General features: G+C 67.3%; 21 protein-coding genes. 12 read left to right on the forward strand and 9 right to left on the reverse strand.

What is annotated here, in order from left to right:
• Positions 1-22: 22 nt before the first annotated feature.
• The gene (locus AC3EO7_RS07160; RefSeq protein ID WP_435590749.1) at positions 23-1,234 is read left to right on the forward strand and encodes an acetyl-CoA C-acetyltransferase; all 1,212 of its coding nucleotides are present in this window, start codon (positions 23-25) and stop codon (positions 1,232-1,234) included.
• 327 nt (positions 1,235-1,561) lie between these two features.
• Here the strand turns inward: AC3EO7_RS07160 and AC3EO7_RS07165 are convergent, their stop codons facing one another.
• Entirely contained in the window at positions 1,562-3,277 is a 1,716-nt protein-coding gene (locus AC3EO7_RS07165) for a GMC oxidoreductase (protein ID WP_435590750.1), read from the reverse strand.
• Positions 3,278-3,356: 79 nt separating this feature from the next.
• A complete protein-coding gene (locus tag AC3EO7_RS07170; RefSeq protein ID WP_435590751.1) occupies positions 3,357-3,941 on the reverse strand; it encodes a TetR/AcrR family transcriptional regulator in 585 nt (194 codons plus the stop codon).
• A gap of 118 nt (positions 3,942-4,059) precedes the next feature.
• On the opposite strand from AC3EO7_RS07170, the gene AC3EO7_RS07175 reads away from it, so the two are divergent.
• From AC3EO7_RS07175 to AC3EO7_RS07185, 3 genes are all read left to right on the forward strand, one after another.
• A complete protein-coding gene (locus AC3EO7_RS07175; RefSeq protein WP_431969632.1) occupies positions 4,060-5,049 on the forward strand; it encodes a GlxA family transcriptional regulator in 990 nt (329 codons plus the stop codon).
• 131 nt (positions 5,050-5,180) lie between these two features.
• Positions 5,181-6,143 (forward strand): alpha/beta hydrolase, encoded by a 963-nt coding sequence (locus tag AC3EO7_RS07180; RefSeq protein ID WP_431969631.1) that lies wholly within the window; start codon positions 5,181-5,183, stop codon positions 6,141-6,143.
• A gap of 54 nt (positions 6,144-6,197) precedes the next feature.
• Positions 6,198-7,052 (forward strand): alpha/beta hydrolase, encoded by an 855-nt coding sequence (locus AC3EO7_RS07185; protein WP_435590752.1) that lies wholly within the window; start codon positions 6,198-6,200, stop codon positions 7,050-7,052.
• A 181-nt stretch (positions 7,053-7,233) separates the two neighbouring features.
• Here the strand turns inward: AC3EO7_RS07185 and AC3EO7_RS07190 are convergent, their stop codons facing one another.
• Entirely contained in the window at positions 7,234-7,566 is a 333-nt protein-coding gene (locus AC3EO7_RS07190; protein ID WP_431969629.1) for a thioredoxin family protein, read from the reverse strand.
• Positions 7,567-7,809: 243 nt separating this feature from the next.
• Between AC3EO7_RS07190 and AC3EO7_RS07195 the strand changes: the two genes are divergently transcribed.
• Positions 7,810-8,550, forward strand: coding sequence for an SCO6745 family protein (locus AC3EO7_RS07195; protein ID WP_431969628.1), 741 nt, complete (start codon positions 7,810-7,812; stop codon positions 8,548-8,550).
• Positions 8,551-8,830: 280 nt separating this feature from the next.
• Here AC3EO7_RS07195 and AC3EO7_RS07200 read toward each other — a convergent pair whose 3' ends face one another.
• From AC3EO7_RS07200 to AC3EO7_RS07210, 3 genes are all read right to left on the reverse strand, one after another.
• The gene (locus tag AC3EO7_RS07200; RefSeq protein ID WP_431969627.1) at positions 8,831-9,235 is read right to left on the reverse strand and encodes a YidH family protein; all 405 of its coding nucleotides are present in this window, start codon (positions 9,233-9,235) and stop codon (positions 8,831-8,833) included.
• On the reverse strand, positions 9,204-10,847 hold the full coding sequence (locus AC3EO7_RS07205) for a long-chain fatty acid--CoA ligase (RefSeq protein ID WP_435590823.1): 1,644 nt from the start codon (positions 10,845-10,847) through the stop codon (positions 9,204-9,206). The genes AC3EO7_RS07200 and AC3EO7_RS07205 overlap by 32 nt, the downstream gene beginning before the upstream one ends.
• A 154-nt stretch (positions 10,848-11,001) precedes the next feature.
• Positions 11,002-12,222 (reverse strand): PucR family transcriptional regulator, encoded by a 1,221-nt coding sequence (locus AC3EO7_RS07210; protein ID WP_435590753.1) that lies wholly within the window; start codon positions 12,220-12,222, stop codon positions 11,002-11,004.
• Positions 12,223-12,407: 185 nt separating this feature from the next.
• Between AC3EO7_RS07210 and AC3EO7_RS07215 the strand changes: the two genes are divergently transcribed.
• The 5 genes from AC3EO7_RS07215 to AC3EO7_RS07235 all read left to right on the forward strand — a co-directional run bounded on the left by AC3EO7_RS07215 (position 12,408) and on the right by AC3EO7_RS07235 (position 18,794).
• Positions 12,408-13,253, forward strand: coding sequence for an SDR family NAD(P)-dependent oxidoreductase (locus tag AC3EO7_RS07215; RefSeq protein ID WP_431969625.1), 846 nt, complete (start codon positions 12,408-12,410; stop codon positions 13,251-13,253).
• Between the two features lie 118 nt (positions 13,254-13,371).
• Positions 13,372-14,679 carry an MFS transporter gene (locus tag AC3EO7_RS07220; protein ID WP_431969624.1) on the forward strand — a complete coding sequence of 436 codons (1,308 nt, stop codon included), beginning with the start codon at positions 13,372-13,374 and terminating at the stop codon, positions 14,677-14,679.
• Between the two features lie 116 nt (positions 14,680-14,795).
• A complete protein-coding gene (locus AC3EO7_RS07225) occupies positions 14,796-17,147 on the forward strand; it encodes an arylsulfatase (protein ID WP_435590754.1) in 2,352 nt (783 codons plus the stop codon).
• A gap of 139 nt (positions 17,148-17,286) precedes the next feature.
• Positions 17,287-18,009, forward strand: a complete 723-nt coding sequence (locus AC3EO7_RS07230) for a DUF8020 domain-containing protein (protein ID WP_431969622.1) — start codon at positions 17,287-17,289, stop codon at positions 18,007-18,009.
• 56 nt (positions 18,010-18,065) lie between these two features.
• Complete coding sequence (locus tag AC3EO7_RS07235; protein WP_431969621.1) at positions 18,066-18,794, forward strand: DUF8020 domain-containing protein; 729 nt, start codon at positions 18,066-18,068, stop codon at positions 18,792-18,794.
• A gap of 184 nt (positions 18,795-18,978) precedes the next feature.
• On the opposite strand, the gene AC3EO7_RS07240 is transcribed toward AC3EO7_RS07235, so the two are convergent.
• The 3 genes from AC3EO7_RS07240 to AC3EO7_RS07250 form a co-directional block, all read right to left on the reverse strand.
• Complete coding sequence (locus AC3EO7_RS07240) at positions 18,979-20,280, reverse strand: PucR family transcriptional regulator (protein ID WP_435590755.1); 1,302 nt, start codon at positions 20,278-20,280, stop codon at positions 18,979-18,981.
• Positions 20,281-20,510: 230 nt separating this feature from the next.
• Positions 20,511-21,134 carry a hypothetical protein gene (locus tag AC3EO7_RS07245; RefSeq protein WP_435590756.1) on the reverse strand — a complete coding sequence of 208 codons (624 nt, stop codon included), beginning with the start codon at positions 21,132-21,134 and terminating at the stop codon, positions 20,511-20,513.
• A 58-nt stretch (positions 21,135-21,192) separates the two neighbouring features.
• Positions 21,193-22,110 (reverse strand): haloalkane dehalogenase, encoded by a 918-nt coding sequence (locus AC3EO7_RS07250; RefSeq protein ID WP_435590824.1) that lies wholly within the window; start codon positions 22,108-22,110, stop codon positions 21,193-21,195.
• A 496-nt stretch (positions 22,111-22,606) separates the two neighbouring features.
• Here AC3EO7_RS07250 and AC3EO7_RS07255 point away from each other — a divergent pair, with 496 nt between their 5' ends.
• Together AC3EO7_RS07255 and AC3EO7_RS07260 are read left to right on the forward strand one after the other, a co-directional pair.
• Positions 22,607-23,197 carry a hypothetical protein gene (locus AC3EO7_RS07255; RefSeq protein ID WP_435590757.1) on the forward strand — a complete coding sequence of 197 codons (591 nt, stop codon included), beginning with the start codon at positions 22,607-22,609 and terminating at the stop codon, positions 23,195-23,197.
• Positions 23,198-23,389: 192 nt separating this feature from the next.
• Positions 23,390-24,016, forward strand: a complete 627-nt coding sequence (locus AC3EO7_RS07260; RefSeq protein ID WP_435590758.1) for a hypothetical protein — start codon at positions 23,390-23,392, stop codon at positions 24,014-24,016.
• Positions 24,017-24,143: the final 127 nt, after the last annotated feature.

Consider the following 24,143-nt stretch of genomic DNA (forward strand, 5'->3'; position numbering starts at 1 on the left):
CGCCACTCCCGAAGGACAACCCATGCCCGACGCAGTCATCTGCGAACCGCTCCGCACTCCCGTCGGCCGCTTCGGCGGCGTGTTGAAAGACATTCCGCCGCAACAGCTCGCCAGCACGCTCGTCGCGGAACTGGTGCGGCGCACCGGCATCGACGGCAGCCGGGTCGACGACGTGATTCTCGGGCAGGCCTCGCCCAACGGCGAGGCGCCCGCCATCGGCCGGATCGCCGCGCTCGACGCTGGTCTCGGCATCGATGTGCCCGGCCTGCAAGTCGACCGGCGCTGCGGCTCCGGACTCCAGGCGGTCATCCAGGCGTGCCTGCAAGTCGGTTCCGGCGGAAGCGATCTCGTGTTGGCGGGCGGCGTGGAGTCGATGAGCCAGACCGAGTTCTACGCGACCGGAATGCGGTGGGGCGTCAAAGGCGACGGCGTCGCGCTCGCGGACCGGCTCGCACGGGCGCGCGTCACCGCGGGCGGACGTGACTTCCCTGTGCCGGGAGGCATGATCGAGACCGCGGAGAACCTGCGCGCCGAATTCGCGATCAGCCGGGCGGATCAGGACGAGCTGGCCGCGCTCTCGCATCACCGCGCCGTCGCCGCCCAGGGCGAAGGACGATTCGCCGACGAGATCGTCGGAATTCCTGTTCCACAGCGCCGCTCGGCACCTTTGCTGGTCGACACCGACGAGCACCCACGCGCCGACACCACGGTCGCGGCGCTGTCCGCACTGCGTCCGATCCGAGCCTCCGTCGACCCCGACGCCACCGTCACCGCGGGCAATGCCAGCGGCCAGAACGACGGCGCGGCACTGTGCCTCGTCACCACCCCGGAGCACGCCCGCAAGCTCGGTCTGCGCCCCCTCGCCCGCTTGGCCTCCTGGGCGGTGGCGGGCGTCGCGCCGCGCACCATGGGAATCGGTCCGGTTCCCGCGACCGAGCGGGCTCTCGCCCAGGCCGGGCTCACCCTCGCGGATATGGATGTCATCGAACTGAACGAAGCCTTCGCAGCCCAGGTGCTCGCCGTACTGCGCCGGTGGGACGTCGAGCCCGACGATCCCCGTCTGAACCCCAACGGTTCCGGCATCTCCCTCGGCCATCCCGTCGGCGCGACCGGAGCCCGCATCCTCGCGACCCTGCTGCGCGAAATGGACCGGCGCGAGGCGCGATACGGCCTCGAGACGATGTGCATCGGCGGCGGACAAGGCCTGGCCGCCGTCTTCGAGCGACTCTCCTGAACGAGTAAGTCCTCCAACCAGTCAGCTGCCGCTGCCGCCATTGGATCCGCCGCCGAGACCACCGCGCTCCGTGGTGGTCGGGGGTTTGGTCCCAATCGGCTGCTGCGGAAGCGTCGTCCGCGGCGGCGACAGGGTAGGCATCCGTGGCCGGCTGAGCCTACTCGCCAACGTGTCCGGATGCCTTGCACTGCAAGGCATCCGGACATGTCGGAGCCTTCATTTGCCCTAGACGAAAGACACTGCAGCTCTATCGGCTGCTCGGCCTTGTTCGCAGCGACGGCCAGCCGGGGATCGATGACGCCTGCCGCCACGCCCTCGACGCCGAGGCTACAGATCGCCTGCGACGATGTTCGCGATATTGCGTTCCGCCAGAGCTGTAATGGTGACGAATGGATTGACGCTGGTATTGCCCGGGATCAGCGAACCGTCGATGACGTAGAGCCCGGTGTAGCCGGGGAGCCGACCGTAGTTGTCGGTCGCCTCGTTCAGCACGCAACCGCCGAGCGGGTGATAGGTGAAGTCGTCGCCCCAGGTCTTGTAGACGCCGAAGAGGTCGGTCCGGTAGATCGTCCCCTCCTTCTTGTTGATCTTGTCGAAGATGCGCTTGGCGGCATCGATGGCGTACTGGTTCTGCGCGGTCTGCCAGCTCAGATCGACCTTGCCGGTACCGGAGTCGAAGGTGAACTGCCCGCGATTGGGGTTCTTGGTGATCGCCAGGTACAGGCTGACGTAGGTCTCCAGCCCCGCAGGGAAGGGCGCGACCTCGGCGAAGGCCGGGCCACCCGCATCGGCCCAGTTGTCGATACCCAGGCACGGCATGCTGGATTGCAGTACGCCGGTGCCGTCCCACATGTGATTGGCGCGGCCCACCATCACATTGCCGTTGTTGCCCCACTTCTTGCCGACGGCATCGGGCAGGTCCGGCAGTTTGCCCTGCGCCTTCATGGCCACCAGCAGCTTCGAGGTGCCGATACTGCCCGCCGCGAAGAACACCTTCTGCGCCACAACGGCTTTGGTCGCCACCGTGGCACCGCTGGTGTCGATCTCGTTCATCTCCACCCGATAGCCGCCCTCCGCGGGCGATACGGCGGTGACGATATGCATGGGCGTGATACGCACCTTGCCGGTCCCGGTGGCCGCGGCCAGATAGGTCTTGTCCAGCGACCGCTTGCCGTGGTTGTTGCCGTAGATGACCTCACCAGCCAGTGCCGACCGGGTGACCTGCTGGGCCTGTTCCTTCTTCATGTACTCGAAGTCGTAGACATTCGGCACGAAGGTCCAGCCGAAGCCGGAGCGTTCTGCGTGTTTGCGCCCCACGCGGGCGAACTGGTAGCACTCCGCGCTCTCGAACCAGGTCTGGTCGATATTGTTCACGCCGAGACCGGCATTGGCGCGCGGGTAGTAGATGTCGTACATCTCATCGGCGTTCACCGAGGGCAAGATGGCCGCGAAGTTCTCCCGCTTGGGCGTCACCGCCATACCGCCGTTGACCAACGAGCCACCGCCGACGCCCCGGCCCTGGTAGACGCGAATCCCGCTGAAGCGCTCGGAATCCAAGACGCCCGTGTACCTTTCGATGTCTTTGTTGTAGCTGCTGCCCGCGAAGTAGCCGACCGGCTGATCGGTGCGGTCGCGCAGCCAGTAGGACCGCCCATCGGGTTTCAGCACGGGACAGAAGATCTTGCCGTCGGAGCCGGGCGTCGTCCACGACCTGCCCATCTCCACCACGGTCACCTCCACACCCGCCTGCGCGAGCCGCAGTGCGGCGACCGATCCCCCGTATCCGCTGCCGATGACGAGCGCGGGAACCTTCTCCCCATCCGCCAGCGGTGCCGCGGTTGCCCGCGCCATCGACCTCCCCACCAGCGCGCCAGCAAAGGTGAAACCTGTTGCAGCTAGAAATCCGCGCCTGCTCACCCCCCAGGACCGATTACCAACAGGCATTTCATGAGTGCGAACAGGCAACGCAGGCTCCTCATCGAGATTTTGATTGGAACCTGTTATAGCGATGTGAAACGCGACCGCGCGGAACTTTCCGGACAAGCCGGAAAATTTTCGATCTCCCTGGGCGATCCGCCGCCGGACCGTTCGGCCCTACGACGCTACCGGCGATGTCGCGTAGTCATTGCGGGACAGCGGCACACGAGATTTCGGCGACATCGTGCAGACGCTGCCGAGACGCGCCGAGGCGGCTCAGCTGGATCAGCCCCTGGGACACCAGCACGATGTGAGCGCTGAGCGTCGCTAGTTCGTTCTCGTCCAGGACTTTTCGCGGAATATCGGCGCGGAGCCGTTCGGCGACGTCGGTCTCCATCCGCGCGGTCGTCCGGTCGCCGATGGCGACGACCTCGGGGACCCGATGCCCCAGCTGGGCGACGCTGTTGATCATCAGGCACCCGCGCCGGTTCGGGTACGCGAGACAGTCGGCGATCACCGCGTCGAAGAACGCGCGCACCACCGTGCGCGGCGGGCCGGGAGCGGCGTGCAGCGCGGCGTGCACATACTCGGCTCGCCGCTCGCAGTATCGGCGGAAAGCCGTGAGAAACAGGCCCATCTTGCTGCCGTAGGCGGCGTAGATACTGCCGTTGCCGACACCCGAGACGCTGGACACGCCCTCCACCGAGGTGCTGTCGAACCCGTCGGTCCAGAACAGTTCGATGGCGACGTCGAGCAGCGCCGACTCGTCGAACTGCCGTGGACGCCCCATTCGTCCACGCTAGCAACGCCATCGATCGACCGCGCGCGAGGCCCGAGCGAGCATGAAACGCGGCACATGCGGGCCGCCTCGTTTGATTATGGAGTCGCGCCTCCACAATAATCGGCGGATGAATTCCAGAGCGGTCACCTCGTCGCGGCGGCGGATCGGGATCTTGGTCTTCGACGGCGTGAAGATGCTCGATTTCGCGGGTCCGGCCGAGGTGTTCGTCGAGGCGAATCAGTCGCTGCCCGCCTACGACGTGGTGCTGGTCTCGGCCGACGGCAACGACGTGCAGACCTCGATCGGCGCGCGCGTCGCCGTGGCGCACGCGGCGGCGGACGCGGGCCGCTTCGACACCGTCGTCATCCCCGGCAGCGAGCTGCCCGCCGCCGAGTTCGTGACGCCGGAGGTGCTGCGGGCCACCCGCCATCTCGCCGAGCACACCCGCAGGCTCGCGTCGATCTGCAGCGGGGCCGCCATCCTCGCCCACCTCGGCCTGCTGGATGGACGCCGCGCCACCACGCACTGGAAATTCGTCAAGGATCTCGGCCGCCAGTTTCCCGCGGTCGACGTGGACCCCGACGCGATCTTCGTGCGCGACGGGCACATCTACAGCTCCGCGGGCGTCGCCGCGGGCATCGATCTCGCGCTCGCGCTCGTCGAGGAGGACCACGGCGCCGCGGTGGCGCGCCGGGTCGCCCAGTCGTTGCTGGTGTACATGCAGCGGGCCGGCGGCCAGTCGCAATTCTCGGCGGCGCTCAGCGGACCGGTTCCGCGCAGCCCGCTCGTCCGCGCGGTCGCCAACCTGATCTGCGCCGATCCGGCCCAGCCGTACACGGTGCGAACGCTCGCCGCACACGCCGGGGTGAGCCCGCGACACCTGACCCGGCTGTTCAGGGCGGAACTGGAAAGCACACCCGCGGAGTACGTCGCCTTCGTCCGATTCGCTTACGCCAGAGACAAACTCGACGCGGGCTACAGCGTGACCGAGGCCGCGATGGCCGCCGGATACGGCAGCGGCGAGGCGATGCGCCGCGCCTTCATCGCGCGCCTGGGCGTCTCGCCGCGCAAGTACCAGCAGCGCTTCCGCTCGACGGCGTACGCGACCGGCGGCTGATCCCGGTCGCGGATTTGCTGTCCGGTGTCTCAAATCGTGCGGATACTTGGCCCGATGGGTGGGGCGCGCGGACGCCCGGTTCACGAAAACTGGAGGCTCCCCTCAACAACGACGCCGAAAAGGTAGGAACCATGGCAGGGAACCCCCTCGGTCTATCGCTGGAGCCGGCCGCCCAGGAGTTCGTCGACGCGACCTCCGAACCGCCGTTCCTGTACCAGCTGCCCCCGGAAGAGGGCCGCAAAGCGGTCGACGGCGTCCAGGACAGCCCGATCTTCAAGCCGGAGATCGACGAGGAGTGGATCACCGTCGACGGCGGCCCCACCGGCTCGGTCCCGGTGCGGATCGTGAAACCGGTCGGCGCGACCGGACCGCTCCCCGTCATCCTCTACACGCACGGCGCGGGCTGGGTCTTCGGTGACGCGCACACCCACGATCGGCTCGTGCGTGACCTCGCGGTCGGGGTGAACGCCGCCGTGGTGTTCCCCGAGTACGACCGCTCGCCGGAGGTGCGCTACCCGGTGGCGAACGAACAGTCCTACCGGGTCGCCCAGTGGATCACCACGGCGGGCGGCGCGAAGGGCCTGGATTCCTCGCGCCTCGCGGTCGCGGGCGACTCGGTCGGCGGCAATATGGCCATCGCGCTGACGCTGATGGCCAAGGAGCGCGGCGACGTCTCCTTCGTGCAGCAGGTGCTGTTCTACCCGGTGACCGACGCGAACTTCGATACCGGCTCGTACCGCGAGTTCGCCGAGGGGTACTTCCTGACCCTGGACGGAATGCGCTGGTTCTGGGATCAGTACACCACCAGCGAAGCGGATCGGGCGCAGATCACCGCGTCGCCGTTGCGCGCGAGCACCGAACAGCTGGCCGGACTGCCGCCCGCGCTGGTCATCACCGCGGAGGCCGACGTGCTGCGCGACGAGGGCGAGGCCTTCGCGGGCAAGCTGCGCCGGGCGGGCGTCCCGGTGACGCAGACCCGCTACGGCGGGATCGTCCACGACTTCGTGATGGTCAACGCCCTGCACGACACCCACGCGGCCAAGGCCGCGATCGCCCAAGCCGTCGCGACCTTGTCCGCGGCGCTGCACGGCTGAGTCGCGGCATCCGCCACGACTTCCGAATCCTTTCGATCGACAGGACGATTCACGATGTCGACTGCCTCGACCTCCATCGACGAGCAGGCCCGCGCCCAGATCGACCAGGCCAATGCGAGCGGGCGCACGCCGGTGGTGTTCATCCACGGGCTGTGGTTGCTCGCAGGCAGCTGGGACCGCTGGGCCGCGGTCTTCGCCGACGCTGGCTACGCGCCGGTGACCGCGGGCTGGCCCGACGACCCGCGGACGGTGGCGGAGGCGCGTGAACATCCCGAGGTGTTCGCGGGCAAGACCGTCGGCCAGGTCGCCGATCACTATGCATCGGTGATTCGCGCACTCGACCGCAAGCCCGCGGTGATCGGGCATTCCTTCGGCGGGTTGCTCACCCAGATCCTGGCCGGGCGCGGGCTGTCCGCGGCTTCGGTGGCCATCGACGCCGCACCGTTCCGCGGGGTCCTTGCGCTGCCGATCTCTTCGCTGCGCGCCGCCGCGCCGGTGTTGAGCAATCCGGCGAATCGGCGCCGCGCGGTGCCGTTGACCTACGAACAGTTCCGCTACAGCTTCGCCAATGCGGTGGACGAGGACGAAGCCAGGAGCCTGTTCGAGATATACGCCGTCGCCGCGCCGGGGGCGCCGCTGTTCCAGGCCGCGGCCGCGAACCTCAACCCGTGGTCGGAGACCCGGGTCGATACCGAGAATCCCGAGCGGGGACCGCTGTTGATCCTCTCGGGCGAGAAGGACAACACGGTACCACGGGCGATCACGCATGCCGAATACGTCAAGCAGAAGCGCAATCCCGGCGTCACCGAGTTCGTCGAGCTGCCGGGGCGGGGTCACGCGTTGACGATCGATTCCGGGTGGCGCGAGGTCGCCGAGACGGCGTTGCGGTTCATCCAACGGTTCGTTTGATCGAGGCCCGTCGCGGTCGGGACACCCGGCCGCGGCGGGCGCGGCGGAAAGATCGCCCTCTTCACCACGATGCCCGCCCGCGCCGAAAGGGCTACTACCGCAGGCGGTATCGAACAACCGGACGGCACTCGGCGATCAGGCGACGCTCAGAGATCGCGAGGCTGTGGCGATCGGGCCCCGGTCAGCACCCGGGAAGGTAGTCCCCGAACTCGTCCAGGAAGTCCGGTACCGGGTCGACGCCCACACTGTGGTGGACGAGGCGGCCGCCGACGAACAGGCCCAGGGTGGGGAAAGCCCGCACCCGGTACCGCTCGGCCAGCTCGGGGTGCTCTTCCACGTTCACGCTGACGACGACGAGCTGATCGGAGAGCTCGTCGGCGAGCAGGCGCAGCCGCGGCGTCGACCGACGGCATGGGCCGCACCACGGCGCGGAGAACACGACCAGCACCGGCTTACCGGCACCGAGCACGGTCTCGGCGAAGGTCTCGGTCGATACGGCGCGCACACCGTTCATCGGTTCTCTCCTCGACACCTCGCTCAGTTACCGGGTTACCGGTCGGCATCGCGCCAAACACCCCTGGGCCGACCTCCCCTTCAGCCACTTCGAAATCTACCGCCCGTACCACCGCGACAAGGTCCTCGCCGACCAGACCGACTTCTTGCGCCAGGTTCTTCCCGGAGTGTGACACGGGTGTTCCGTACGGTGTAAGAATCGCATAGTGTGGCGGCGGATACAGTCCGTCGAAAGGAAGCGCACGTGTCGGTCGCCGCCGCGGTCAAGAAGCAGGTCCAGGAACTCGGCGGGGGATTCATGTTCTCCCGGGAGACCAAGGAATTCGGGCACAGCACCGGAGTCGACGGGTTCTTCGGTCCGTACACCCGCGGCAGGGGCGGCGTGCTCGGCGACGTGGACGCCGACGTCGTCACCGCGGCCTTCGGCTTCTTCCCCGCCCATTCCATCCGCAAGGCCTGGGAGTCGGTCCCCATGCCCGCCGCCAAGGCCGCCGACGGCTACCTGGCCGCTTGTCAGGACTTCGGCCGCCGCAAACTCGGCGATTTCGAGCAGGCCGATCGTCTCGCGCAATTGCTGGAAGTCGTTGTCGCCGCGGCCGATCCGGCCGGTCTGCCACTGTTCGCCGGCTGGCGCGCCCTGCCGCTGGCCACCGACGCGCCCGCGCGAGTCACGCAACTCACGCACATCCTGCGCGAACTCCGCGGCGGACTGCACCTGCTCGCGATCCGCGCCAGCGGCATCACCCCGCTGCAAGCTGTCCTGATCTCGGGCTCCCCGTTCAACGACGGCCCCGGCCAGGCCCGCTGGTACGGCTGGCCCGAACCCTTCGAAGACCTCACCCCCACGGTGCACGACCGCTGGCAACGCGCCGAAGCCCTGACCGACACCCTCATCGCCCCCGCCTTCGCCGTCCTCGACGGCGCCGCGAGCACGGAACTCACCACCCTGCTCACCGCCGCCCACGCGAAGGTTTTCGCCCGCTAGGACCGGTCGCACGTATCAACCGAGCGAGCCGCGATCCACCCGACCGATCCGGAGACCCGCCTGCGGCCGAAAACCAGTACACCCCACTGGCTTCCGACCGCAGGCGACCCGCTCCGGGACGCACGAGCGTCCCGTCTCGTCGACCTCGAGACAACCTGGTCGATCCGAGAGTTCCTGCGTCACAGGTGTTTCGAGGGGAACGGGTTGTCGCGACCTTCGCGAGGGTCCTCCGCAACGAGGGAGCTCGCGCCCGGACACGGCGGATCAGTGACGCGGCGAATCAGTGTAGAGCGCCGACGACGGTGACGGTGCCTGCGAGGATCGCGACAGCGGTGATACCGACAGTGAGCACCCACAGGTCGCGCTCATCGGGCATCTCGGCACCGGATTCCAGGGCTTGCCGCACCTGCAACCACCGGCGCAAACCGGCGATCGGCGCGACGACCGCCAGCAGGATCATCATGGTACCCAGCAGGGTCCGTGCCCACCCGGTGCTGAATTCGGGGACCAGATGCACCATGGCGATCCCACCGGCGAGTAGACCGAGCGAGGTGCGAATCCAGGCCAGAAAGGTCCGCTCGCTGGCGAGCGTGAAGCGCTCATCCGGTCGCGAATTGTGTTCGGCGAGAGGCGTATCTGCCACGATCACATCCTCACAGTAGGTCTGAGCCGCCGTCGGGTCCATGGCCGTTCGAATCGTGATCTTCCAGGTGGGTGGCCGAGTAGCGTTCGCGTAGTACGGACTTCTTGAACTTGCCGGTGGCCGTGCGCGGGATGACATCGACGAACTCGAAGCGTTCCGGCAGCTGCCATCGCGCGAAGTCGGTGGCCAGATGCTCACGTAGTTCTTCGGGATCGGTCCGCGCCCCGTCCTTCAGCGTCAGAACCGCCAGGGGACGCTCACCCCACCGCTCGTCGGGTACCGCCACCACCGCGGCCTCGGCCACCGCCGGATGCGCCATGAGGTGGTTCTCCAGATCGACCGAGGAGATCCACTCCCCACCGGACTTGACGAGGTCCTTGGCCCGGTCGCAGATGCGCAGGCAGCCGCGGTGGTCGATGCGGACGATGTCGCCGGTGCGGAACCATCCGTCCGGCGTGAAGCTGTCGGGGGCTTGTCCGTTGTGATAGGCCGCCGCCACCCAGGGACCACGCACCTCGAGCTCGCCCATCGCCGTGTCGTCCCACGCGACCAGCTCGCCGTCGTCATCACGGGCGCGGATATCCATGAACGGCACAGCGATCCCCTGACGTGCCCGGAACGCGTACCGCTCATCCGATTCCCCGGCGTCGAGATCCTCGGGCAGGCGGCCGACGCTGCCCAGTGGCGCCGTCTCGGTCATGCCCCACGCCTGGATCACCGTGAGGCCATGCCGGTCGTACCCTTCCAGGAGGCTGCGCGGCACCGCGGCGCCGCCGACGATCAGCCGGTCGAGGCGACCGAGGTCCCATCGCCGCGGCTCGGCGTCGAGAGCGGCCAGCATTCCCATCCACACCGTCGGGACGCCTGCGGTCACCGTAACCCGTTCGCCGGCAAGCAGATCGAGCACGCTGCCCGGATCGAGGCGCGGCCCGGGCAGCACCAGCCGGGCCCCGATCAGCGCCGCCGCATAGGGCAGACCCCATGCGTTGGCGTGGAACATCGGCACCACCGGCAGCAGCGTGTCGCGGGCCGACACGCCCAGTTGGTCGGGCAACGCCGCCGCCATCGAATGCAGCACCAGAGCGCGATGCGAATAGATCACCCCCTTCGGCCTGCCCGTGGTGCCCGAGGTGTAACACAGTGCGGCGGCGCGTCGTTCATCGAGCACCGGCCACGCCACCGGCGCCCCACTGCCGATCAAGTCCTCGTAGTCCGCCATCCCGTCCGGCACCGCCCCGCCGTGCGTGACGACGATGACGTGCTCGAAGGGGTGCGTATCGCCGAAGCCTGCGAAGACCTCGAGCAGAGACTCGTCGACCACGATGACCCGGTCCTGCGCGTCGGCCGCGATGAACGCGAGCTCGTCCGGGTGCAGTCTCGGGTTCAGTGTGTGCACCACCGCCCCCATCGCCGGGACCGCGAAGTACAGCTCGAGGTGCTCGGCCTGGTTCCACAGCAGGGTGGCCACTCGATCTCCGTCGCCGACGCCCAGCCCGGCCAGCGCGGACGCCAACCGCCGCGCCCGCCTCCCGCAGGCACCGAGGGTGGTCCGGGCGATGCTGCCGTCGGGCCGTCGCGAGATCACCTCCCTCCCGCCGTGGAACCGCTCGGCGCGCTCGACCACATGGGTCAGCGTGAGTGGGTAATCGTCCATGGTCAGAGCATCGATCTGCTGGGTCTGCACGGAGGGCTCCTCGTTGCGTGGGAAGGCTGCGGACCGGCGGGCCACTGCCACGTCACGCTAGGAGAGCCGGATCACATTCTCTCGGCGCTCCGCGCCAACATTCGAAGCACGGATTGTCGTCACGTCACAATTCTGTGGGCCGGGAATGCGTCAGGCCGGGCAGGGTGGGCAGCAGCGCCAGCGCGACCCGCAGCTCCAGCGTCTGGGAGCCGATGCTCCGACCGAGGAGCGCTTCGGCCTGACGAACCCGATAGGTGACCGTGTTGGGATGGACGGTGAGCCGTTCGGCGGCGCGGATGCGACTGGAGTTCTCGTCGAGATACACCGCCAACGTCATCGCCAACCGATAGGTGGTCTCGTCGTCGGCAGCCAGGGGCCCCAGTACACGGGTGACGAATGCGAGCGCGTGATCGCGGTCCGCGGTGCCGAGCGCGGCGACAGCGATGTCGCGGTATCGCGTCAGTGCCTCCCCGCGAGACAGAACCATCGAGGCTACTCGGCGCGCGTGGGCCGCCTCGAAATGGGTGCGACGAAATCCGTCCAGCGCCCGGCCCGGCTCGCCGATGGCGATAGTGACCCCGGGCGTCACGGTGCGCCGACCTCGGCGCGGACGGACAGCGTCGAGGTCAGTGGCGGTGAAGGCGCTGCGACGGCTGACCCAGGCCGCCACGGCGAGCGACCCCAACGGCTGACTGAGGGTGCTCTCGGCCGACAAGGTGCGGGCCAGTTCGGCGATGGACTCGTTGAGCACGTCGAGGGCGTCGCCGCTGTCCGGGGCGCGGTCGACCCAGGCAATAGCCCCGATGTGATGCCGATTCACCTCGTACCGCAACCGCCTCGACGCTCGCTGCCCGTCGCGCTCCCGGCCGGCGAGGACCTCTTCGATGGCCGCGGCGCGGGCCGCTGTGGCACTGCGCACCCACGCCTCGCGCTCCACCTCGTACGCCTGCTCGGCCCGCACCATCGCCCCATCCGCGAAGGCGAAGATCCATCCCGTGACCAGTTCGGCCGCGACAGCCTGCTCTGCCGAATCCCGCGCGGTGGCGGTGATCCGGCCGAACGCCCACTGCCACACCCGTTCCTGAGCCAGCCGATAGAACCGCATCAGATCCGCGAGCGCGACGTGGTGACGCGCCCCGGACCTGGCAATCTCCAGAGTCGACGGCGGCAGCTCCACTCCGCGCGGATCCGCGCCGAGCTCCATGATCTGCGCGAGCTGTCGCAGGCTCGCCTCGGTGCTGACGAGATTCTCCGTGACGGTCTGCGGATCCGAGAACAGCTCGGGCAGTTCCTCCTGCATCCTGGCGACTGCGCTTTCGGCCAGGTCCGCGGCTGACGATCGCATCTCGGCCGCAATCGGCCGCAACACCTCCCGCCACACCCGCTGTGCTGATGGCTCCCGAGCCGGCGGCCACTCGATCTTCATGCCGGGAAAACCTACTCACCTTTGTCGTGCGGTCACAACGAGTCGCGCACACGTTGGCGCGCGCTCACGAGCGCTCCCCCGCACACCCACCCTAACTTGTGACCATGATCACGGTACCTTCGCGAACCAAAGCCCCGGACCTGTCCGGCCGGGTCGTGGCCATCACCGGAGCCGGCAGCGGAATCGGGCGTGAGCTCGCCATACTGTGCGCCGCCCGCGGCGCGTACCTCTCGCTGTGCGACATCAACGAGGCCGGGCTTGTCGACACCGCCGACGCGGTGCGATCCGCCGGCAGTGAGGTCTTCACCAGCCGGGTGGACATTGCCGACGCCGAGCAGATGGCCACGTTCGCCGAAGCCACCGACGACCATTTCGGTGGCGTGGACATGGTGGTCAACAACGCCGGGGTCGGTCTCGTCGGCGGGTTCCTCGACACCAGCCTCGAGGACTGGGAGTGGCTGGTCTCGATCAACGTGATGGGCGTCGTGCACGGCTGCCACGCATTCGTGCCGTCGATGGTCGACCGCGGCCGCGGTGGCCACATCGTCAACCTCTCGTCGGCGGCGGGCTTGCTCGCCAACCCCCAGCTCTCTGCCTACAGCGCAACCAAATTCGCTGTCCTCGGCCTGTCCGAGGCGCTGCGCATGGAACTCGCGCCGCACGGAATCGGGGTTACCGCGATCTGTCCCGGTGTCATCGACACGGCGATCACCCAGACCAGCCCGATCCGGGGTGGAGACGCCGATGAGCGGCGCAAGAACATGGCCGCGGTCTACCGGAAGCGCGGCTACACCGCCGAGCGCGTCGCTCGCAACATCCTGCGCGCCGTCGACCGCAACCGCGCTGTCGCCCCGGTCGCCGCGGAGGCCCACATCATGTACGCGCTGTCCCGTGCCACCCCGCCGGTGGCCCGATGGGTCGCGGCGAAGCTCGCCGCCGTCGCCGAGTGAGCGCGCAGTGAGACCGATCTCCTCTCCGCCCCTGCGTGTTTCGGTATCCGATCGGCTCGAACGTCTGCCGGTATGTCGCTGGCACTACATGGTCTGTGCCCTGATGATCGGCGCTTTCATGTTCGAGTTGATCGACCTCTATTCGTTCGCGTTCAGCGCGCCGGCACTGATCGAGCACCATGGATTCACGGTGCGTGATGTCGGCGCCATTACCGCTGCCACCGGCATCGGTTCGTTCGTCGGAGCGTTCGCCGGTGGATGGGCGGCCGGTCGGTTCGGCCGCAAACCGGCACTCGTCGCCTGCCTGGTGCTGTTCTCGGCGCCGTCGTTGATCAACGCCGCAGTCTCGGCACCCGAGTGGTTCCTGGTCCTGAGGTTCCTCACCGGAATCGGGTATCAGGGGATGACGGTGGTCGGTGCGGTCCTGCTGACAGAGCTCGTCCCCGGCCGGGTGCGTGGCCGCGCCATCGCGTGGGTGATCACCATCGCCGGAGTCGGTCCTACGTTGCTCGCGTGGCTCGCATTCGCCCTGGTACCCAACTTCGACTGGGGATGGCGTGCGCTGTTCGTCCTCGGTGGGTTGGGGCTGGTGCTGGTGGTCCCCTTCCTTCGGCACCTGCCGGAATCACCGCGCTGGCTCGAGTCCCGCGCGCACCTGGCCCGCGCCGATTCGATCATGAACGACATCGAGGAAGCGGTGCGCGCAGCCGGACACACGATCGCGCCCGTGCCTGCACCTGCGCCCGCCAAGAGTGCGACCTCCACCCAGGTAGACGATCGCGGTAGCGGAATTCGGGCGCTTTTCCGGGAGGGACACGGCCGACGATTCGTGGTCACCGGCGCACTGTGGACGCTCGGTGTGGTCGCCTACTTCGGGTTCACCGGATGGCTGTCGACGCTGCTGAAACTGCAGGGGTACGACCTCGGTCAATCGACACTGATCACCGCGGTCGTCACCACCGTCGGCCTGCTGGGATTCTTCGCCAGCACCGTGGTGACCGATCGCTGGCAACGCAAGTATTCCCTCGCCGTCGTCGGCACCGTGTTGGGCGTAGTCGCATTGCTGTTCACCGCGGGAAGCTCGACCTCCTACGTCCTGGCAATCGGTTGCGTGCTCCAGGTCCTGTTCCAGTTGGTCGTACCGCTCACGCAGACGTATTCGGCCGAGGTCTTCCCCACCCGCTTCCGATCGATAGGCTCGGGCTGGGCCAGCGCCTCGGCCCGGATCGGCAACATCGTCGGCGCCTTCGCCATCACAGCGATTCTGGATCACTGGGGAATCCCCGCGGTCTTCTACTTCATCGCTGCCCTCATGTTCATCCTCGCCATGGTCATGGTGTCCCTCGGGGAGTCGACGAGCGGCTCCCTCGAACGGTCCGATGAACATGCCGACTCCGAGAGCGCGGTCCCAGTGGGCGGGAACTGACGCCGGACAGTCGCACGGATCGTCAGCACCCGATCCGGCCCGTCGACTGACGCGCCCATCGCGCAAAGAACCCATTTCGACAGCGTTTTCGCCAGCGCTGACCAGAGGAGCAATGAATGGCATTGAACGAGTACACCCCTGGCACCGCCTTTCCGGGAGCGGTCGGAACCACCATCGACCAATCGAGTCCCGCCTGGCCGAGGCCGGTCCGTGCCGCTCCGGGCGCACCGAATGTGCTGCTGATCGTGTTCGACGACGTCGGCTATGGACAATTGGGGTGTTACGGCAGCCCGATCGCGACGCCCCACCTCGATGCGCTGGCTGCCGATGGCCTGCTCTACAGCAACATGCACACCACCGCGCTGTGCTCACCGTCGCGCTCGTGCATCATCACCGGACGCAATCATCACGCCAACGGGATGGCGGCGGTCACCGAGTTCGCCACCGGATACCCCGGATACGACGGAAACATCCCGTTCTCCAATGGGTTTCTCTCGGAGATGCTGCTGGCGCGCGGTTACAACACGTACGCGGTCGGCAAGTGGCATCTGACACCCGCCGACCAGGAATCGGCCGCAGGCCCCTACAACCGCTGGCCGCTGGGACGCGGCTTCGAACGCTTCTACGGCTTCCTAGGCGGCGACACCAGTCAGTGGTACCCGGATCTGGTCCACGACAACCACCAGGTCGAGCCGGAACGCACTCCCGAGGAGGGCTACCACCTGAGCGAGGACTTGGCGGACAAGGCAATCCAGTTCGTCGCCGACGCCAAACAGACCGCACCGGACAAGCCGTTCTTCCTCTACTTCTGTCCTGCCGCCGCACATGCTCCGCACCATGTGCCCAGGGAGTGGGCCGACCGCTACAAGGGCCGATTCGACGAGGGCTGGGAGGCCTATCGGGAAATGGTGTTCGACCGGCAGAAGCAACTGGGCATCATCCCCGCCGATGCCGAGCTGTCCGAACGGGATCCCGATGTGCCGGAATGGAACTCACTGAGTCCCGACGCGCGCCGGCTGGCAGCCCGGATGATGGAGGTGTACGCCGGGTTCCTCACCCACACCGACCACCACATCGGCCGCGTGCTGGACTTCCTGAAGGAGATCGGCGAATTCGACAACACGATCGTCGCCGTGGTTTCCGACAATGGCGCCAGCTCGGAGGGCGGTGTCACCGGCACGACCAACGAGCTGCAGTTCTTCAACAACGCGCAGGAGACACTCCAGGAAAGCCTCAGGGACATCGACGAACTCGGCGGCCCCGCCACCTTCAACCACTATCCGTGGGGCTGGACCTGGGCGGGCAATACCCCGTTCCGGCGGTGGAAGCGTGAGACCTACCGCGGCGGCACCAGCGACCCGTTCCTGATCCACTGGCCGCGCGGCATCGCGTCTCGCGGCGAGGTGCGCACCCAGTACGCGCATCTGATCGACATCGTGCCCACCGTGCTCGACCTGCTCGACCTCGAGCCGCCCGAGACGATCAACGGTGTGGGGCAAACCCCGCTGCACGGCATCAGCTTCGCCCACACCCTCGACGATCCCACCGCGCCGACCCGCCGCCACACCCAGTACTTCGAGATGCTCGGCCACCGCGCGATCGATCACGACGGCTGGCGAGCGGTATGTCCTTGGCCCGGTCCGTCTTTCGCCGAGTCCGAGCGACCGTTCGGCACCCCGATCACGGCCGAGGACCTCACCGACCTGGATGCCGGACACTGGGAGCTGTACCACGTGGCCGAGGACTTCGCCGAGAACCACGATGTGGCCGCCCAGCACCCCGACAAGCTCGCCGAACTGATCCGGCTGTGGTACGCCGAGGCAGGCAAGTACCAGGTCCTTCCCGTCGACGGCAGAGCGATGGCCCGACTGCTCGACGAGCGACCTCAACTCACCGAGAACCGCACCAGCTACACCCTCCGGCCTGGCACCCAGATGCTGCCCGCGGCGGTCGCACCCCGGCTGTTCAACCGGCCGCACAGCATCACCGCCGAGGTGACCATCTCCACCGACGGGGCGGAGGGAGTGCTGCTGTGCGAGGGCGGCTACACCGGCGGTTGGTCGTTCTACCTGCAGCACGGCCGACTGCACTACACGCACAACTATGTGCGCCGGTCCTGGCTCACCGTGTCCTCCGAGGAAGAGATTCCGGCCGGGCGTCACAGGCTCGGCTTCGAGTTCCAACCCACCGGACTCCCCGACTTCACGCAAGGTAAAGGCGCGCCCGGTCGTGCGTTGCTGTACCTCGACGACCGCCTTGTCGGCCAGGCCGATTTCCCGGTCACCACACCGATCATCTTCAACCCGGGCGGCCTGCGCTGCGGCGCCAACCCGGGGTCGGTGGTGACGTCCGAGTACCGCGCGCCGTTCCGATTCACCGGCACCTTGCACAGCGTGACCGTCGACATCTCCGGCACGCCGATCAGCGATGCCGCAAGCGAACTGCGCGCGGCCATGGCCCGGCAGTAGTCGCCGAGCGCTGAACGTCACGGGTGCGCGTTCGCACTCGTTCATCAGATCCCCCCACAGAGGCATCGGGCGGCACGGTGACAACCGCCGCGGCGCCCGCCTTCGTCGACCCCTCCGATCCAAGATGAGGAAACAAGCAATGAGAATCCGATGGTCAGCCCTCGGGGCCGCCTCGACAGTCGTCGGCATCGCGCTGACAGGAGCGACCGCGACAGCCGCGCCGACCGACATTCCCGCGGTGTCGTACCGGGCACAACTGACAACCGACCGATCGGTGGTCACCAGCCTGGAGAACGGGACCTTCGCGCTGTCGGACGATGGCAGCGCGGTCTCGGTCTTCGACACTGCGGGACGCGTCCTGGACGCTCTGCCGTTGCGGGTCCGAATCGACGACCAAACGCTACCGGTCCGGCACCTGATCGCGCCTGACGGTCGCACTCTCACGCTGACCCCGGACGTCGCCGCAATTCGACGCGACGAACTGAAACCCGTGGCGTCACCGGTCGAGAATCAGCTTGCGATGAACGACCTCATCAACGCCGTCAGCATCGGCACGTCGGTGGGAAGCCTGATCGGCACCGCCGTCGGAGCGGTTCTCGGCGTGGGCGTCGGCGTCGCGCTCGCGGGCGCGTCCTGTGTGGTGCTGAGCCTCGGATGTGTTGTCGCCGTCCTGCCCATCGTCGCCCTCGCCGGAGGCGTCGGCGGGATGGCGGGCCTCGTCCTCGGCGGCGGTCCGACGACGGCGATCGCGGTGTACCAGTACCTCACCACACTCAACGCCCCGCCTGGAACCAGCAAGTACGCACCGGACCTGCAAGCTCGTGCCGAATCCCCCTCAGCCACAACAGGAGCCACGCGATGATCGCGCGAAACGAGGGGCACCCTGTCTCACAACGCGCGTGTTGGCTGGGTGTCCTGATGGCCGTCGTCGCTTCGGGGATCGCCGCACCGCCCGCACTCGCCGAGGCACCGGCGCCGCCATCGGTGCAGTACCGCATCGAGGTCGTGGGCGACCGTGTGATGACCACGGTCGACAACGCCCACTTCGCTGTCGCGGAGAGTCGTCACCAGATCGAACTGCGCGACTCCGCCGGTCGAGTGCTGGAGTCGCTGCCGATGGCCTATTCGATCGACGGTGTGGTTCATCCCCTTGCGGAGTCGATCTCCGACGACGCGCGCACCCTGACGCTGAGACCCGATGTGAGCCAGGTCGAACGTGCGCCACGAACCGTCGCGTCCCCGTTGGAGGAACAGCGCGCCCTGACCGAACTGTCCAACTCGCTCACCCGCGGCCCACTGCTCGGAACAGTGGTGGGGACCGTGGTCGGCGCTGTGGTCGGCGCGGCGATCGGCGCCGCCTCGTGCCTCGTCGTCGGACCCGCCTGCCTCGCCACCGTCCCGGCGGCCGCGCTGGCTTTCGCCGCCGCGGGCGGGGTGGCCGGCACGCTGGTCGGCGGCGGCGTCGCGCTGGCCGACGGCCTGTGGAAGTACCTCACGACCATTCAGTCACCGCCCGGGCAGAGTCCTTACGCCGACAGCACGGTGAACACACCGGATGGCGTCGTCATCCCCGACGCCAACCTGCGGTTACCGAGCGGGTCCGCGAGCGGCATCCGCACCGGGTCGTCCTCCGGTTCTGCGCGCTGACGACAGAGGAACATCCCCGGCCCCGGCGAACCATCGCCGGGGCCGATTCCGGTGAATGGTCGACCGCAGAAGTTCTACCGCGGTGGCCCGCTCCCACGCCACATCGGCCGCAGTGCGTGACAACAGCATCGTGGCTGTTGCCAATGCGCCCAACAGGATTCCCACCTCGCTCGTTGTGCTCACGTCACAGTTCGTCGGGACGGGGACGCGCGAGGCCGGGGCGAGCGGGGAGCATCGCCAGCGCGACCTGAACGTCCAAGAAGTCGGTGGCGACGCTGCGTCCGAGCAGTGCCTCGGCTTGGTGGACTCGGTAGCTGACCGTGTTGGGATGAACCATGAGCCGCTCGGCAGCGCGACTGCGGCTGCGATTTTCGTCGAGATAGACCGACAGCGTCATCGCCAGCCGGAATGTGGCTTCGTCGTCGGCGGCCAGCGGCCCGAGCACCCGGGTGATGAACGACAGTGTGTGATCGCGGTCGGCGATGCCGAGCGCCGCAACGGCGACGCTGCGGTAGCAAGTGATCGTTGCCCCGCGCGGCCCCGCCAGCGACGCGACCCGCCGCGCGTGGTCTGCTTCGAGATGGGTGCGGCGAAGGCCCTCCAGGCCGCGGCCCTGCTCGCCCACGGCAATCCTGACACCGGGCTTCACACCCGGCACCCGGTCACCACGACCCACAGCATCGAGCTTGTCGGAGGTGAAGGAGTCCCTGCGGCTCATCCAGCCCGCGACGGCAAGCGAGCCCAGGGAATGGATGAGGGTGGTCTCGGCGCCCAGCGTGTGGGCGAGCGCCGTGAGAGCCTCGCCCAGAGCTGCGTGGGTTTCGCCGCCTTCGGAAGCCTGCTCGACCCAGGCGATGGCCCCGACGTGACGCCGATTCACGTCGTAGCGCAGTCGTTTCGATGCCCGCTGTTCATTGCGCTCACGGTCGGCCAGAATCTCCTCGACCGCGGCCGCGCGGACCGCGGCGGCACTGCGTAGCCAGGCGTCGCGCTCGACCTCGTACGCTCTCTCGACTCGGACCATCGCCTCGTCGACGTAGGCGAACAGCCACCCCGTGGCCAGATCCAGCCCTACCGCCTGATCGGCTGCGTCCGACGCTTTGTCGACAATGTGCGCGAACATCCACTGCCACACCCGTTCCTGAGCCAGCCGGTAGAGCCGCATCAAATCCGCGAGCGCGACCTGTCGGTGCACAGCTGACCGTGCGATGGCCAGAGTCGACGGCGGTAATTCGACCTGCCGGGGGTCGCCTGCGAGTTCGATGATCTGAGCCAGCTGCCGCAGGCTCGCCTCCGTGCTGACGAGGTTCTCCTGGACGTTCTGCAGATCCGGGAACAGTTCCGGCAACTCGGTCTGCATCCGAGCGACCGCCCGCTGCGCGAGGTCCTTGGCGGACGCGCGCATCTGCGCCGCCATCGGCCGCAACACCTCCCGCCAGACCCGCTGCGCAGACGGCTCACGCGCCGGCGGCCATTCGACCTCCATGACGGCCGAATATAGTCACCGTTGTCGCGCCACGACAATCAGCCGTGACCACGCCGGCACACGAGTGCTCCGCCCCGAAATTCGCGGGCCGATCGCACGAGCGCACGGAACTCATTCAGGCGCCTCGAGACCAAACGATCGGCCTTCTCACGAATCTCGGGCGGGTAGCGCTTCGACAGGATGGCGACCATCCGCCTCACGAAAAGAAGCGGCCCCGAACCCGGCCTCGGTTACGACGCGAGTGGTTGCGTCCGGCCGGTGAAGGGATTGTAGGCCGGGAGTGGCTTGATGAGCGGGGCGAGCAGTCTGCCGGACTGCTCGACGGTGAGGACCTCACTCGGGTCGAGCGGGATGACTTCGCGCAGCGACTCGTCGTATTCCCAGACGTCCTCGCCGACCAACCGGCCCTCGTCGTCGTAGGGCCAGATCATGTGCTCCCGGGTTTTCATCAAATAGGTGGCGTCGGGGTCGACTGGGACGCCCGCGGCCTCGAGGATGCTGCCCGGCGTCTGCTGGTACAGCGTGGCCGACGAGACGATCATGGTGTCGCTTACCGCCAATTTCTCGTCGCCCCCGGTGTAGAAGACGCACTGCGCCGTGCCGGTCCAGTCGCGATAGACCTCTTTGACGGCCTCGGCTCCGACGAGCGTGGTGTTCATGCCGAACAAGTTGAAGTGGTAGACGGGCTCCTCGACCGTCATGTCGGCGGCGAAGATCTCTTCGAAGCGGCCCGCCATCTCCAAATATCGGTGCCGGTTGTAGGCGTGCAGCAGGTACAGGTGGCGGGGGTTCTCCGTGGTCTCGATCAGTCGCTCCACGGCGATGTTGGTCTGGGTGATATCGAAGCGGCTCATTTATCGATTCCTTTGTGCCGGATTATTGTTTGATGTCGAGCTCACGGCGGGATGGTGGTCAGGCTGATGAAACGGTCGCCAAAAACTCGACGACGTGCCTGGCGAGTTCCTCACCGGCGTCCTCCTGCAGGAAATGGCCCGCACCACGGATGACCGGGTGTTCGATGCCGTGAGCGCCACGCATCTCGGTTTGCAGGATGCCCCCCATCGGGCCGGTGATCGGATCGGAGTCGCTGAACGCCACCAACATCGGTGTGGCGCTCTGGCACAGCGTCACCCAGGCCGCCCGGTTGGCAGGCGCGGCCGGGTCATCGGGTGAGGTGGGCACCAGGCCGGGCATCGCCCGCGGGCCCGCGCAGTAGCTGTCGTCGGGGAACGGCGCGTCGTATGCGGCGCGTACCTCGTCGCTCATCACCTGGGTGCAACCCCACTGGATGAATCCGCCGACATCAATTGCCGGTTGGCTCTGGATGGCTTTCCTGAACTGCCACCAGATCTCGGGCATCGGGAAGTCACCGGTCGGCAGACCGGTGTTGGCGGTCACGATGCGCGAAAACCGTTCGGGATGTTCGGCGGCCAGCCGCAACCCGATCAATCCACCCCAGTCCTGGCCGACCAGGGTGACGTTACGTAGGTCCAACGTGTCGAAGGCGAGCGCGCGCACCCATTCGACATGCCGGGCGTAGGTGTGATCTTCGAGGCGGGCCGGTTTGTCGGAGCGACCGAAGCCGACCAGATCGGGGCAGATGACCCGATGACCGGCCGCAGCAACGATCGGGATCATCCGCCTGTACAAGAACGACCACGACGGCTCGCCGTGCAGCATCAGGACCGGGTCTGCGTCCTCGGGGCCGGCCTCGACCCACGCCATACGCAACGATCCACCCTCGGTGTCGTCGATCTCGCAATACCGAGGAGGGTAGGGAAAGTCGGGCAGCTCGGCGAACCGCTCCTCGGGGGTGCGCAGCGTCAGCATGGCCGAACCAGGTCGGCAGGCTTGTCCACGATATGCATCGAATTCTCCTTGCTTCTGTTTCACGGCGGCTATTGGCCGCCGACCCGAAGGTAGGTGGCCGTATACCAATTGTCTCGGCGCTTTGCGCCAAAATTCGGCGCCAACGTTGTGCCCGCGCCACAAGCCAGCGGATTGGGCATCGGCACCGAGCAGCAGCTCGATTTCCCTGGTGCGCCGCTCTGAAGTTCGGTTCGCAATTTCCCGGATAGGCCGAGGACGGCGAGCTTCTTGGCGCTGCATGTGGACAGATGTGGTTTTGCGAGCAGGATGTGTGATGCGAGCACAATTTACATCGGGAAGATTGTTTTCCCGCAACGAGCGGATTGCGAACTGCGTCTCCTACTGTGGCGTGTCGTGGCCGATCGGTCACGTTCTCTTCGAAGGTCTCACGCAGATGTCCTGCGGCCCGCAGACCCTCGCATGACGCCGTTGATCGGTGGCAGGAAGGAACCACGACATGAGCCGGTTCGACATCACCAAGACCAACCTCGCTGTGGAGCGGCTGATCGAGATCACCGACAATCCGCGCCACCTGTACCTGCTGCACGCCTACAACCGGCACCGCTACCTGGAGATGGCCGGCCGCTGGAAAGAGATCTTCGACCCGGAGATGACCGTCGCGCACCCCGTCTACCACTTCAACGTGTTCGGCATCAACACCGTCTTGGACGGGGCCGAAGCAGTACAGGCCGTCTACAACGAATGGGCCGCCACCGGACAGTGCATCTTCTACGTCGACGACGAAAAGCTCGCGGTCGGCGACAACACGATCTGCTCGACCGCGGCGATCTATCAGCAGACACCCGGCGTCATCCTCGCCGAGGCCGGCGCGGACGTGAACACGGACGCCACCTATCTCGTCAAGAACGTCGAGCACATGATCTGGCCCTACGACGACCAGGGCCGTCTGGTCGGAGAGGACGTGTGGGAGATCGACGAATCCCAGCGCGAGATCATCGAACTCGACCCGTCGGAGGTGCTCACGATCGAGCAGTCCAGCATCCTGCTGGCCCCGCTGATCAAGCCACTACCCGCCCGCACATTCTGATCGCGGACGATCGGGCCATCCGGGCGCTACGAAGCGGTCGACGTCCGCCCCGAGCACACCTTCGAACTGCGCTAGGTCGCCGGCTTCCCTGCAGGAGGCGGGGAGCAAGCCGGCTCCGAATCGAACCTCAGCAGGCAGACAAATAGCCGAACATCGATGCAGGCGTGAAGGTTCCATGCAATGGTCGGGTCTATGACCGATCGCAGTCCTGGCGGTTCCGGCGCACCTGTGATCAACCTCGTCGTCGTCAGCGCTCTCGTCGTACCGCTTGTGATGGTGACCGGAAATGCGTGGTATGCCCTCACGGTGGTGCCCGGTCTCTGGTTGGTGGGCCGGATCCGACCCCCGGTCTGGTACGTGCTGGCGGCCGAGCGACGCTGGGTGGCCGTGCTGGCCGGATGGATGTTCATCCTGGCCGGGATTGCGGTGACCGTCGCGGTGGCAAGCGAGCTTCTGGGCGGATCGCCCTGGTTCTGGCCCGTAGCCGTGGTGAGCGCGTTGGTTGTCGGGCCCTCCGTGTGGCTCGCTGTGACTTCAGTGGTCAGCGTCTCGTGGCTGAGAAAGCACCTCTACGACTACTATTCGCTCCTCGATTGGCTCGACCGCGTCCCGCTCGGCGCGAGATACCCCGAGGGCGAGGTGGATCAGGCCCTCGCCATAGCCGACCGGATCCGTCATGTGATCGATCTACGGCGGCCGCCGTTCACGACGACCCTCCATTCAGAGGTCATGGCGAGGATCGCCACCTTCTATCTGGGGCTGGCGATCGAACTCAGCCTGCCCGAAGACGAAGTCGACGTCGAGCAGGTGCTGTCATAGCGCGAGGCGTCCTGCGCCGCGGGCCGCCACGCCACGGGAGGGTTCACGGGCGCCCTGCATCTGGGGCTGTACCAACGTTGTCTTTCCTTCCGGGCCCTATGCCTGGCACAGGCCGACAGGCTCGTCG

The sequence above is a fragment of the Nocardia sp. bgisy118 genome, assembly GCF_057708605.1.

Coding starts and splice junctions, on each gene's coding strand:
- AC3EO7_RS07175 (WP_431969632.1), top strand. CDS start 4,060: ATGAATTCCAGAGCGGTCACCTCGTCGCGGCGGCGGATCGGGATCTTG.
- AC3EO7_RS07255 (WP_435590757.1), top strand. CDS start 22,607: ATGAGCCGGTTCGACATCACCAAGACCAACCTCGCTGTGGAGCGGCTG.
- AC3EO7_RS07160 (WP_435590749.1), top strand. CDS start 23: ATGCCCGACGCAGTCATCTGCGAACCGCTCCGCACTCCCGTCGGCCGC.
- AC3EO7_RS07235 (WP_431969621.1), top strand. CDS start 18,066: ATGGCCGTCGTCGCTTCGGGGATCGCCGCACCGCCCGCACTCGCCGAG.
- AC3EO7_RS07225 (WP_435590754.1), top strand. CDS start 14,796: ATGGCATTGAACGAGTACACCCCTGGCACCGCCTTTCCGGGAGCGGTC.
- AC3EO7_RS07245 (WP_435590756.1), bottom strand. CDS start 21,134: ATGAGCCGCTTCGATATCACCCAGACCAACATCGCCGTGGAGCGACTG.
- AC3EO7_RS07190 (WP_431969629.1), bottom strand. CDS start 7,566: ATGAACGGTGTGCGCGCCGTATCGACCGAGACCTTCGCCGAGACCGTG.
- AC3EO7_RS07185 (WP_435590752.1), top strand. CDS start 6,198: ATGTCGACTGCCTCGACCTCCATCGACGAGCAGGCCCGCGCCCAGATC.
- AC3EO7_RS07205 (WP_435590823.1), bottom strand. CDS start 10,847: ATGGACGATTACCCACTCACGCTGACCCATGTGGTCGAGCGCGCCGAG.
- AC3EO7_RS07210 (WP_435590753.1), bottom strand. CDS start 12,222: ATGCGATCGTCAGCCGCGGACCTGGCCGAAAGCGCAGTCGCCAGGATG.
- AC3EO7_RS07260 (WP_435590758.1), top strand. CDS start 23,390: ATGACCGATCGCAGTCCTGGCGGTTCCGGCGCACCTGTGATCAACCTC.
- AC3EO7_RS07220 (WP_431969624.1), top strand. CDS start 13,372: ATGTTCGAGTTGATCGACCTCTATTCGTTCGCGTTCAGCGCGCCGGCA.
- AC3EO7_RS07250 (WP_435590824.1), bottom strand. CDS start 22,110: ATGCTGACGCTGCGCACCCCCGAGGAGCGGTTCGCCGAGCTGCCCGAC.
- AC3EO7_RS07215 (WP_431969625.1), top strand. CDS start 12,408: ATGATCACGGTACCTTCGCGAACCAAAGCCCCGGACCTGTCCGGCCGG.
- AC3EO7_RS07240 (WP_435590755.1), bottom strand. CDS start 20,280: ATGGAGGTCGAATGGCCGCCGGCGCGTGAGCCGTCTGCGCAGCGGGTC.
- AC3EO7_RS07180 (WP_431969631.1), top strand. CDS start 5,181: ATGGCAGGGAACCCCCTCGGTCTATCGCTGGAGCCGGCCGCCCAGGAG.
- AC3EO7_RS07170 (WP_435590751.1), bottom strand. CDS start 3,941: ATGGGGCGTCCACGGCAGTTCGACGAGTCGGCGCTGCTCGACGTCGCC.
- AC3EO7_RS07200 (WP_431969627.1), bottom strand. CDS start 9,235: ATGGACCCGACGGCGGCTCAGACCTACTGTGAGGATGTGATCGTGGCA.
- AC3EO7_RS07230 (WP_431969622.1), top strand. CDS start 17,287: ATGAGAATCCGATGGTCAGCCCTCGGGGCCGCCTCGACAGTCGTCGGC.